Source organism: Acinetobacter sp. JADD-222, from assembly GCF_049310645.1.
Genome location: NZ_JBMOWI010000002.1, coordinates 280,635 through 292,733, shown reverse-complemented (window position 1 = coordinate 292,733; position 12,099 = coordinate 280,635). Strand labels below are relative to the sequence as shown.

Sequence of the window (12,099 nt, the reverse complement as noted above, 5' to 3'; positions counted from 1 at the left end):
TTCAATTCTCCGATTCAAAAATTCGGTTTATTGCGCCACTTTGGCTTGCATTAAAATTTGTTCGCTCTTCGCTTGATTGTATTCAGCTCTTAAAGCTGTCAATTGTTTGAATATTAAAGCTTCATTGTGTGCTTTTTCGACAAGTCGAAGAATCTCTTCTTGTTGAAACATAGAGGGAATAACTATTTCAGCTTCTTTTAAGGTCGAAATACTGAGCATCATGAGCAATGATCCTCGACTATTCATTTCAAAATAAGATCGCATTGCTTGTGAATGATTAAAGTACCAAGCTAAAAATTCGGGTTTAATTTCATCAACCTTTAAATTTACAACGATAAATTGATTACTCACAGCAACTCGATCAGACTCTTGTCCTTTAAAAACGTAGGCTCTTGGTTCCCCACGAGCGACCACAATAATTGAGTTGTATTTCAAATATTGAGGTTTTGAGTCGTAAGCCCATTCAAGTTCCGACCATTGATCTTTTGAAATCACCACTTGATCTTTGGTTAAATCTTTAATTTGAATCGTTTTTAAATCAAAAGCATTTACTGATTTTTCAGGGGGGCGTTGCGTAAACCCTGTATATATCTCAGCAATATTTTTTAGTTTTGTCTCCATAGTCTTTCCTTTTAATAAACTTGGAGTACTTTGTTATTTTTCAGATATAATCTGTTTAACAAAGTCTCCTGTGATTAGCGAGTTTTGTTTTGAAAAGTTATCTGATCGCCAAATCTCAACTTTTCAAATCATGCAGTAGAGCTCGTACTGAGCTTTTTACTGCATGAAATCACTATACGATGCTTCTTTTATTAATGCAAATATATTTTGCACTTTTTATCGTACTGCAAAAAAATATTTAATTTTCCAATTCTTCGTGATGTTTTTTATAACCAATATACCCCTTTAATGACCATCTTTTCATCGCAAACTTAATGTAACGCTCTTCCTGTTCACCAATAATTTCACTATAAAAATCAGAATAATAATTAATGGTTTTCTTGACATCACTCATAGTGTTAAAGGTTTTCCGAACACTTTTTCCTGCTAGTCGTACATGATATAAATCTGTTGGAGCTTCTTGTTCAAACCCTTCAAGATATCGATCTGCTTTAATCCATGCATCATCATTAGTACCTTGAATATTTAAACGGAGTTCAAGTAAAACGAAATTTCCAAGTCTTCTTTTTTGATAACGATCAACTTCTCTACAATTTTGTCCCTCAAAATTTCTATTCTCTGTCGCCCACAAATGCTCTACCGACAAATAATCATTGGTTTTACCAGATGATCTACTCTTTAAAATCTTATCTATATTAATAGTCTTATTAGGTTGTAAAGAAGATTCATAGTTCATTAAGAAGTAGCGAAGTCCTCTCCACCCATAAAAATCAAAAGAACTCTTACCATCCAAATAAAATGAGGCTTCGAACCAACCATCATGCGCAAGATTTTGAGTAAAACTAACCAGTAAATATTCCAATGCTTGGTCATCATTTGTTAGTGTTGTTTTTCCAACTACTCTATTCTCCTCTGCAATAAAACTGTTTAACAAACTCCCATAGTAGTACCTACTCGCATACTGGTATAAGTCACCCTGACCTGTATCTTTTCTAAATGTCATGCCGTTAGCGATATAAACTCTAAAATTTAACGTTTCTAATAATTGTAAATGCCGTTCAAGCATCTCACCCTTACCTTTATTTTTGAGTACCAATGCTAAAAACAAGGGCATAATTGAAGCATGAACATTCTGAGCACGAATGTTTTCAATTAGTGGTTGAATAGCTTTATCAAGCCCAACATAATTAGGGGCATAAAGATGTTCGTACCATTTTGCAGATAATTTTAAAAATTGAATAAAATCTTGTAGTTTGGTTATTGTTTGATTTTTCTTTTCACTGGACTGCAAACATTGATCTATTTTTATTCTTTCCTTAAGAACATCATACCCATACTGGCTATCCGTTTTATTCATTTTAAAAAATACAACCAAACAATATCTTAAAAATGAACTCTCTTCATTTGGTGATGTTTTTTTCGCTTTATTTAGTGATTGTAAAATATCAGACCAATGTTCAGTAATATCATCCCGCAATGAAAAAGCAGATAGCTTAATTGAACAATAAATTAAATAGTTTTTGACTTTTTCCAATTCACTGAGTTGTTTACCTCGATTGTTAATCACTTCAAACATGATACCAGTTTCAGCATCTTCAACTGGCGAATAAACTAAAAACCCTAAACGCTCTTCTAAAACATTTAAAATCTGCGTAATAAGAACTCCTGAAGAAGTTTTTTGAGTCAACCATTTATGGATCAAATCATGAGCATTCAATAGTCGTTCGTGTGACTCTAATGTAATAGGGCAATTTTCTAAATTACGATCAGATAAAATAACTTTCTCAAAAAATTTATTAGTATCTAAATTCAACTTCAAAACAAACTGATCATTACCAATATCACCACGCTTTAAATATTTGGTGCCAATACTCTCTTTGTCCTCTCTATCAGCAAATAGAGAAATACATTTTAAAAAAATAACCAAGGTAGTTAACCGCTGTTGACCATCTACAATATGATATTGATTAGACTGATCTTTATTCAGTGATAAAACAAGTGTACCTGTATAGTGCCTAACGGCTGAAGTATCTAAAAGAAGATGATCAATATCTTTCAATAATTCATCAATCTGCTTTTCATCCCATGCATACCCTCGCTGATAGTCTGGGATACAAAAAAAATTCCCCTCAAAAATCTCTGGTAATGTCCGAAGCTGATGTACAAAGTTATTTTTCATTAGGTGCCCAATAAATGATTTTTTGATTATGAACTAGAGTGACCAATTATATTTCAAATTCATTTATAACAATCTCAATTTAATCAATTTATTAAAAATAAGGGGCTTGCACCCCTTGCTATCCAGTAACCCTCAATTCACCGCCCTCACACTCCCCTGCAAGCCCTTCTGCATATCCTGCACAAAACCCTCACCTTGATTCGGCTTAGACATTGCCTTGGTTCTCGCTGTGGTTACAGACTGTGCTTGTTCAACGTCTCCCTTTTGATTTTCATCACTATAAAACTCCTCCACTAAATCCAACCCTTCTTCGCTGTTGACTTCAAACTGTGCATTGGCAAAACCCTGCCTTGCTGTATGATCTAACGCTGATTGATTAAAGCCGCTCTGCTTACTCTGTTGATCAATGTCTTTCGCCATCTGAATCGCTTGTTGAAGATTAACTCCCTCCCTGAGTGTTAAGTCCACGTAATACACAGGGGTACGATAGCTTTGTGTGGTGGACTTACCTCGAAGTGTCAGTTGTAGTGGCAGGCAAGAAAGTAAACCATAGGATGCAGCATGGTAATAACTCAGTCTAGCCGCCAAGGTCCGAATACTATTAAAACCTGTGGTTCTAAAAATGAATGTACCGAGTTCATCACTTTCATCCAAATTGACATGTAAACGTCCATAGGGCTTGCAGTTTCCTCCTTGTGCCAATGAGCATAAGTCTGGTGAAGGGCATGGGTGCTGCTCAACACCCTGATTGGTGAGTCGCTGGCAGGTTTCACCATTACCTACACAGACAGGCCGTCCTGTTTGTCGGTCAAATAAAGTGTACTCAGCTCTCAGATTCAGTTCAGGATCATTGAAGATCATCCGTACTGGAATGGTACGGAGTTTTTGATTCGGTGCTTTACTGCGTAATTGCTCATCAAGCGGATGTTTGATCCACCCCTCTTTGCTTTGGATTTGACTGGTAATGGTAAATTGGTCATCCTTTTCAGGCAGTCGTTTACCGTTCTTTTCAACAACTTTACCAATACTGATACGTCCAAGGATCGGTGGTGTGATTGCTAAACCTTTAATCATGATAATTTTCCTCTAAATAAAATTTTACTGTTGACCCTTTGTTATGTAAGCAAATACAAAACCGTTTAAAGATCAGATGAAATGCAAAGACCGCCATTTAGTCCACCGCTCCTTCGGGAGTCGGTGGATCGGGGTGGTTTTTGCGCTTTTTGGAAGATTGGAAATATCGATGTGATGGATTCAGTCATCGGTATAAATCTGAAAACGTCGCGTCCCAGCTTTACTTTGTGGAAACTGCTCAAGCATTTCAGGATGAAGTTTGAGTAAGGCTTTGCTGTCTAAACTGATTGAATCTTTGGATTTCTTCCACGTCACTGAACCAGTGGCAAAGGTTGCTCGTTCAGCATCCCTCATCAACATCTGGATTTGATGCTTAGTTTCATCAAAGTTGTTTTGATGTTTTTCAATCTGAAGTTTTTCCTGGATCAGTTGAGCAAACAATTGATTGGCTTGTTCGTTATGACTCAAGTCTTCAACAGTCAACGGAATATGTTGTGGATAGAGCTGCTGTATGGCTTTAGCTGCCGATTCACTGGCATCTACATCAGGTGGTGTATCTTTTTCCACACACTCCCAGAAGTAACGTTCGGCATTGATGATATGTTTGATCACGGATTCGGAGCGCGTCACTTTGAAAATTTTGGTTTCATGCCCACAGATCAGCACACAAACATGTGCTGCTCGTTTGCCTGTCACTGCAAGTTGATGCTGCACCTGACACAGTACGTATAAAGGTACTCCATCTCGCCAAAGTTTTGCGCCGTACTCACCTGCTGTTTTGCATTCCAGAATTTGGACTTCATTGCTACCCACAACGGAGTAATCCAGATTGGCAAGCATAAAATGCTTATCAGGATCTGGATGCTGAAGCACTGCATTGATTCTGCGTACCTTGTTATTGGTATGCATGCTGTAGTACTCAGCCACCAATGGTTCTAGCTGCTTACCCCAATAGAGTGGCGCGATACCTGAACTTTCATCTTCAATCGATTGTTTGACTCGTCCTGTCTTGATCATCCAAAGTTCGAGCATCGACATATAGGGATTCAATCCACAGGCTGCTGCACAATCACTACTGCCAATACCTTGGCGACGAACTTCAAGCCAGTCAGATTGAGTCATATTCTTTGTATTGACCAAGCGTTTAGCTGTGAATAATTTTGGGGCAATAAATGGAGTACTTACCTGTTGCATAGATGGATTTAAAATTGCGGTATTCATATTGAAGTCCTGATTATTTTGCTATGTAAAATGATGGGGATCACAAAAATTGGGCATAAAAAAACCACAGCCGAAGCTATGGTTTTAATAATTTTAAAAATCTAATATTTAATTTAAAAATAATTAGTTAGGTCTAACTTTCCATTATTGAAAAATGTATATTTCACACTATGCAAGCATGTTAAGTGCCTGTTCCAATCCTCGTTGTTTGATCGATGCGCCAGCACCAAACCAAGCTGAATCAAGTCGGTGATCGGTACTCATGGCACGACGTTCGTGGTCTATAAATTCTGTGATTGAACACAGCAATCCATAGGCTGTTCCTTTGGCTGAACTTAGCTCCGCACCTCGTCCTTGACCATTAAACATTTCCATAGCTCGACTCATCGATTTCGCATTTGGTTCAGCTTTGTCCTTGCCATTGGCTTGGGCTTGCAAGGCTACATCACGGTAGAACTGAATGATGTTGTCCTCCTGATCTAATACGTTGCTCATGGTGCTGTTATTGAATACTGCATCAAAGTAAGCAAAGGCTTCCATCTGACTAACCTTACGCTGTGTCAGCTGCTTCATTTCATACATGTGTTCATCCCATGCACGTACTGAAATACCCAATTGCTGTTTGACTTTATCTGCATCAAATTTAGTACTGTGTGGAACTTTGATCACACCTGCACTGCTGTTCTGTCCTTTTAATGCAATCGCTAAAGTGTTGTTACACACCACTCGGATCGAGGTAAATTGTGCGGTGGTGGCAAGGGTTCCGTCACATGCTGTTGCCAAGAGCATATAGCCATTACTGACATCTTTGCCCTTTAACATGGATGTTTGCCCTGTACGTGCTAGTGCCCAGAATTTCTTACCACCTTTAAGCACGCCTGCGGTTTCAAGCTCAAAGCCTGATTGTTCAGTCAAGTCACGATAGAATTCTAAAATCTCTCGTGGTTGGACTTCTTGAAAGCGTTGGCTGACGACTGATAACGGTGCATGGGTGTCAGAGCGATATAAAACACGTTGTTCTTCATAAGGCATGATGATGCTTTGCCCTCGTTCATTCTGCGCCATATAACTGACATTGGAAGATTCAATGCGCCAGTCCATGCCTGCCTGCTGTGCCCAGATTTCTATGGGTTGGTTTTGACTTAGTTGATTACCTAGACCATGCCAAGGGGTATCACCGACATAAGCCATTTGTTCAAGTTGATGTGCCATAGTTGTATTCCTTTTAAATTAAACTGAAATTTGAATCTGTGTGGATATGAATATTCTTTAGTGCAAAAAATGAGTTGGAAATTTTTGGTAGCAGTTGTGGCAAAAGCACAAATTCTGCTGTGATGGTGTGCTTTGTTCAGTGAATGAATTCAACACACTACCCAATACTGTTCCTGCAATTCCACCGACAATCGGTGGCAGATTGAAAGACTTTGCGACCGTGGTTCCCAATGCACCCAATGTGGTCGGTGTGACCAAATTGGTTAAGGTTGTATTTGATTGTTGTGTACTTGCTTCAACCAATATCACATTCGTTGAATGACAAAAGGGACAGTTCAAGCTCATGGCTCGACTCCTTAAATTTTGGGCATAAAAAAGCCTGCTCGATGGCAGGCTCTGTTTTCATATTTTCATGTCCTCTCAAAAGAGTTTCATGATTCTCATTAGTATGTTATGTATATGAAATTATTTGGAATATAGCCCTGACCAAGCTATTATTTTAATGATCTCAAAGAGTTGATGCTCTTACCGTCATTTCCCGCTCTTTTAAAGAGCCGTCGGTCTAGTTTTCACTGCTTTAATTTACTGCAAAAGATTCTCATTTTGATGGTCTCTAATGACTGTATGCAGACGAACAAAACTTGATCTGAGATCATCACTTACAAGAGGACAAGCTTTACTCAAAAAAGCTGAACAACCTCGTTTTTATTTATAGTTATAACTTTCAAATAAGATGGAAAATTCCCATGAATACCAGCAATAGCCCTACAGGAAGCAATACCTCAACAGCAGAGACTAAGTTTCTTGAAATACCCATAGTTCAATTTGTCATTTTTATTATCATCACTGGCACTTACTTTTTTGGTATCTATCATTTTTTTGGGGTTGATTTTAATAAAATAAAAGCACTTGAACCCAATGCCCTTGGGGATTTTCTAGCGGGAACATTTGCCCCATTAGGATTCATTTTATTAATTCTAGGTTATATGCTCAATACAAGCGCCTTGAAAATTCAAGCCCAAGAACTTAGAAATAGCGTACAAGAACAGCAAGCATTAGTTGAAACAGCTAAAAATGAGTATGATTTGCTGATCACCCAATATAATCAAAACCAAAGTAATTTAGCTAATCAACGTAGCGATCAAGAGTTAAAAGATGAGCTGAATTCAATGCCTGTTATCCAGTTTAAATTCGCAGGAAATTACAACTATTTTGAAGTCATTAATATCGGCTCTCCCGTTATTGATATTTCTTTAATTAAAGGCCAAAACATTGAGCATATGACCTCTTACATTCCTGTACTGAAAACGAATACCACAACACGAGAAGTCACAATTACAATTTCTGCAAATAAAGACGCTATCTTTAGTTTTGAAATGGTATTTAAGACGACTAAGGGGTTAAAATATAAACAAAAATTTAAAAATGACAGATCAGAGTTTGATCATAATTTATTTATTATTACAGCTCAAAATGACCCTGAAAAAATTGAAATTATAGACTGCTAATCCCTCTTAGCATCATCAAGATATATTTCCACTTCATGATGAAGTGGAAATATACAAATTCAATCAGCGCTCTTGGATTCTGCTTTACTTCCATAATCAATGATATAAATGTCTCCAGCAATGACCAACCTCAAGCCTGCACAAGCATTCAATATAAATCGATCATTTATTGTCATTGTTAAATAAACCCCTAACCTCACATAAAATGCATTTTCTACCTTTGATTTTATTTGTTTTTTCATATCACTTGATTGACTCAGCGAAAGGCTTTGTTGCATAAAGGTTTGAAAGGCTGAGTTCCCTTAAGCTACTCAAATTTAAGAGACAACTTGGGTATGAGGGCGACCTAATTCTGTGAATTTATTCAAGACTGCCATGCGTGCATGGATCTCATTCACCTGACTTGGAAAACTCCGCGCTGTTAATTTATCGCCTAATAATTTGATGCAATGCATCTTGGTTTCAACCAAACTTCGACGGTGATAACCAGACCACTTTTTCCAAAGCGATCTGCCTAGCCGTTTGACTGTCTTTAATAATTCGTTCCGCTCTATAGACCTCGCTTGCTGATCCTTCCAAGGCTTTGCATTCTTTCTAGGTGGAATGATCGCATGTGCATCTCGATCTAAAATGACTTGTCGGCAGTGCTTTGTGTCATAAGCACCATCTGTATAAACAGAATCAATTGGTTCATCCAAGGGAATTTGAGCAAGTAAATCTTCGAGTACTTGAGAATCACTGACATTATTTGTGGTGAGTTGTACTGCACGTATTTGCAGGGTTTTAGCATCTATAGCAATGTGAAGCTTACGCCATTGGCGACGATATTCAGCCCCATGTTTCTTGCGTTTCCATTCACCTTCACCAAGAAACTTCAAACCAGTAGAGTCTACGAGTAGATGCAGTCCATCACTACTTTTTTGATAGCTAATCGCAATATCAATATGCTTTTGTCTACGACAAAGGGTGGAATAATCCGGAGCTGTCCAATCTAATCCAGAGAGTTTAATCAGACTTTGAACAAAACCTGTGACCATACGTAAAGAGAGTCGGAATAGTAATTTGATCATTAAGCAGCATTGAATCGCTGTATCGGAGTAGGTTTGATTTCGACCTTGCTTGCCTTGTGATTGTGCATACCACTGAGTCTTTGGATCAAGCCAAATGGAAATATTACCTCGGTTAATTAAGGCTCGGTTATAGGATGACCAATTGGTTGTACGGTAGATTTTAGAGGCAGGCTTATTCATTTTGAAATTATATTGCTGAATAAGCTTTTGATGCTAGGTTTGTGCAACAAAGCCTCAGCGAAACCTTAATTTTATCATTCAACTGCTGACCTACATCGTCAGTCGGTTTTAGCAGACCGTTCAGCCAAAGCACACTAAAAAGTATATCTTTTTGGTGGGCGACCCTGCGTGCCCCCTCTGCGGCGGAACGGGAGGGGGACACCTTCGGGTGTGCTGATCCTTTGGCTATCAGTCTGCTAACCCTCTTTCGTTTCGCCACCATTATTTAGCAGTAACGTGGTGAAGCTTCTTTCATAGCCAAAGGAGTCATACCCATGACTAAGTTTTTCCTATCTATATTGTATTCCCTGAAACAATTTTATATTCCTCTGTTGCATTAACAGCATTCATAAATTTTTGCTTATTTGACTAATCTAAACGCTGTCTAGCCTTGGAAAGCTTTGTCGCATCTACACTTTAGTCCATTCAGCAAAATTTATTACACATCAAATAACACAATAAAAAATTAGGGGAAATGATGAAAATTCAAACTTCACTTGTACTCATCTCTGTTGCATTAATGGCTTCAGGTTGTGCCAGTAAAACCGAACGTCAGTTTATTAGTGGTTGTAAAACAGGTGGCATTGATGGCAGTACCTGTTCATGTATTTACGACAAACTTGAAAATAAATATGGGGAAGATGGGCTTAAAGAAAACCTCTACACCTTGCAGCAAACTGAATCCTTCCAAAAAGATATGGTCAATATTTCCTATCAGTGCATGAAGGAATAACCATGAGAACACTTGCTGGCATCATCTGCATCATTGCAGTGATTTGCTTTTTAGGTTTGCCATTTATTGGCTTCATGATCGTAATGGGAATTTTTATTGCATTAGCAAAATATGCAATGGGGGGAAAGTAAATGAATTCAAATATTAAAACAGGTTTGATTAGTGTCTATTTGATAATTGGTTTCTTCTTTGCCATCTATCAACACTTTTGGGGGCAGTATAACTACAAGTCTTTTGCCTACAACATTGGTCAAGGCTTAGTTTGGCCTGCGGTAATGTTTCCAACAGTGGGGAAAATCGTTGGTGGAATTTTGATTCTATGTTTGGTCGGCTTTCTGACCATGCGTTCTAAGTAAAGGCGTAGCTAGATATGAAAAAAATACTTTCCACTGTGATGTTATCTAGTTTACTGATGGCATGTAATCAGAATAATCAGCCAACTCAGAATAGTACAACGGATCAAGCATCTAGTTCACCCAATGCTTCTGCTCAGAATGAACAATCCAAATACGCCCCATATAGCAAGGATGAGGTTGAAGCCAAAGTACAAGCTTTAACTCAGATTGTGGAAAATGATACTGAGTATCTGCCTGCTGCGGTCAAACAAGCTCAGTCATTTCTTGAGAGTTGGGATAAATATCCCGAAGCACTCAAATCCATGATGGAGTCTGATCTTAATCCAAACAATGCTGAATATAGCAATCATATTCCCATGGAAATGGAACAGCCTGCATTATCTGTTCGTGCTCAAATTACCAGTCGTGAGTCTCAATCTGCATTTAATGTACAAGGAGCGATTGAATATATTTTAGAGATTCAGTCCACAAACGATCAACCTTTTGTTCTTCAAGGTATGAGCATTAATCGTGGTCGTTGTGGTTATTACACCGCAGATTTCCATAGCAAGATGCCTGTGCAAATGAGTTATAGCTCAACGGTATCGTACTTGTTGAAATGTCGTGGTGATCAAGTGCTTGAAGCTGAGTTGACAACCGACCAAGGCAATGTCAGTTTATCTTTTTGATGTCAGTAAATATGAAATAGAGAACATAGCATTACCAGTGTTCTCTATTCTCAAAATGACCTATTCTTTATATGCCTCTTCGCCAATCCAGATCAAACTGACTAATCCCAAATGACCTCATTTTAGGGGATGTCTTGGCACGTAAGCGTTGTTCTACTTTTTTGGGATTCACTAAATATAGACCAGCACGAATAGCATTCTCGACTTGTTTTTGCTGATTTCTATGAATCATTCCTATACCAAGCAAACCATTGACCTCAAACTTTTCTTTATTCTCTTTTCGGTTACAGTTGAAATAACACCCTTGATTATTAGTAATGTATTGTTGCCAGTACTTCCCTACTTCCTCTCCTAACCATTCATCGCCGTCACGCATATTGCCATCATAAATAAGTAATAAATGGCAGTGATAGCCCTTCTTAGCACCTTGCTCAAATGCCCAAACACACCCTTGTAAATGACGAAAGCAGGAATCTTTATTTGACATCCTATTCCGTAATATTTCCAAAGCCCTATGAAAATCCTCAACATCCCAATTCGCTTGATGTTCTTGAAAGATTCCTACATCTACTCGTACAAAAACCAACCTAGCATAATGATTGAGTATTTTGTTCAAATAGCGTTCTAATTCAATTTGATTTTTTCGTTCTTGATATTTAAATTTATGAATATCTAGAAAAGAACTTTTCATTTCATACTGAATCATACCTTGGATATGAAAGATATGATTGAGTTCAAACCGTAGAATATCTTCATAAATCTGAAAATCCAGTTTTTCCATGATGTAATCGACAAGGATAATCACCCTTGTAAAAACTTGTATGATTTTGGAATAGCTCAGATCAAATCTATAAATCTGCTTAAACAGCACTACCGCTTCTAATAATTCTCGTTTGAACTCATCATGATCATCAATGAATTGCTCATGGCATGTACTAATCATAAAATCTTCGATTGAGATAAGAATGGAAGATTCATTGGCTAATGGAATATTTGGGGACATTGGTTTTCTCTTGAAATATAAGCTTCATATCTAAGAGTGAGATGTAAAATTTTACTGACAATGATTCTAAAGCAGGATGTTGTGGTCATCCTGCTCAGCTGAATATGCTTTAAGACTTTGGAACATACTATAGGGTTAATTCAGAATGTTTTAACTCATTGGAATCTATACGTTGTATAGCCCATTTGAGTATGGGCTATACTGAACTAAGCAACTCATTGTACTTACTCAACTA

General features: G+C 37.7%; 13 protein-coding genes. 5 read left to right on the top strand and 8 right to left on the bottom strand.

The window, feature by feature from the left end:
* Positions 1–27 precede the first annotated feature (27 nt).
* From ACO6UW_RS03355 to ACO6UW_RS03330, 6 genes are all read right to left on the bottom strand, one after another.
* Positions 28–621, bottom strand: a complete 594-nt coding sequence (locus ACO6UW_RS03355; RefSeq protein WP_002050981.1) for a restriction endonuclease subunit S — start codon at positions 619–621, stop codon at positions 28–30.
* Between the two features lie 238 nt (positions 622–859).
* Positions 860–2,800, bottom strand: a complete 1,941-nt coding sequence (locus ACO6UW_RS03350) for a DUF262 domain-containing protein (protein ID WP_097355196.1) — start codon at positions 2,798–2,800, stop codon at positions 860–862.
* 132 nt (positions 2,801–2,932) lie between these two features.
* Positions 2,933–3,874: a hydrolase or metal-binding protein gene (locus tag ACO6UW_RS03345; RefSeq protein ID WP_348891885.1), complete on the bottom strand. Its 942-nt coding sequence runs from the start codon at positions 3,872–3,874 to the stop codon at positions 2,933–2,935.
* A gap of 180 nt (positions 3,875–4,054) precedes the next feature.
* Entirely contained in the window at positions 4,055–5,095 is a 1,041-nt protein-coding gene (locus ACO6UW_RS03340; protein WP_042077255.1) for a YqaJ viral recombinase family protein, read from the bottom strand.
* Positions 5,096–5,263: 168 nt separating this feature from the next.
* On the bottom strand, positions 5,264–6,307 hold the full coding sequence (locus tag ACO6UW_RS03335; protein WP_042077256.1) for a DUF932 domain-containing protein: 1,044 nt from the start codon (positions 6,305–6,307) through the stop codon (positions 5,264–5,266).
* 57 nt (positions 6,308–6,364) lie between these two features.
* Positions 6,365–6,652: a hypothetical protein gene (locus ACO6UW_RS03330; RefSeq protein WP_042077257.1), complete on the bottom strand. Its 288-nt coding sequence runs from the start codon at positions 6,650–6,652 to the stop codon at positions 6,365–6,367.
* A gap of 401 nt (positions 6,653–7,053) precedes the next feature.
* Here ACO6UW_RS03330 and ACO6UW_RS03325 point away from each other — a divergent pair, with 401 nt between their 5' ends.
* On the top strand, positions 7,054–7,815 hold the full coding sequence (locus ACO6UW_RS03325) for a hypothetical protein (protein WP_002053467.1): 762 nt from the start codon (positions 7,054–7,056) through the stop codon (positions 7,813–7,815).
* 317 nt (positions 7,816–8,132) lie between these two features.
* Here the strand turns inward: ACO6UW_RS03325 and ACO6UW_RS03320 are convergent, their stop codons facing one another.
* Positions 8,133–9,065, bottom strand: coding sequence for an IS5 family transposase (locus ACO6UW_RS03320; protein ID WP_002122868.1), 933 nt, complete (start codon positions 9,063–9,065; stop codon positions 8,133–8,135).
* A 517-nt stretch (positions 9,066–9,582) separates the two neighbouring features.
* Here ACO6UW_RS03320 and ACO6UW_RS03315 point away from each other — a divergent pair.
* From ACO6UW_RS03315 to ACO6UW_RS03300, 4 genes are read left to right on the top strand one after another with little or no spacing between them, the layout of a single operon-like run.
* A complete protein-coding gene (locus tag ACO6UW_RS03315; RefSeq protein WP_002053455.1) occupies positions 9,583–9,837 on the top strand; it encodes a hypothetical protein in 255 nt (84 codons plus the stop codon).
* Positions 9,838–9,839: 2 nt separating this feature from the next.
* A complete protein-coding gene (locus ACO6UW_RS03310; protein ID WP_002053253.1) occupies positions 9,840–9,968 on the top strand; it encodes a hypothetical protein in 129 nt (42 codons plus the stop codon).
* Positions 9,969–10,193, top strand: a complete 225-nt coding sequence (locus ACO6UW_RS03305; protein ID WP_002053356.1) for a hypothetical protein — start codon at positions 9,969–9,971, stop codon at positions 10,191–10,193.
* 14 nt (positions 10,194–10,207) lie between these two features.
* Positions 10,208–10,861, top strand: coding sequence for a hypothetical protein (locus tag ACO6UW_RS03300; RefSeq protein WP_002053358.1), 654 nt, complete (start codon positions 10,208–10,210; stop codon positions 10,859–10,861).
* A 67-nt stretch (positions 10,862–10,928) separates the two neighbouring features.
* On the opposite strand, the gene ACO6UW_RS03295 is transcribed toward ACO6UW_RS03300, so the two are convergent.
* Positions 10,929–11,864: a YagK/YfjJ domain-containing protein gene (locus ACO6UW_RS03295; protein WP_002053470.1), complete on the bottom strand. Its 936-nt coding sequence runs from the start codon at positions 11,862–11,864 to the stop codon at positions 10,929–10,931.
* Between the last annotated feature and the right edge of the window lie 235 nt (positions 11,865–12,099).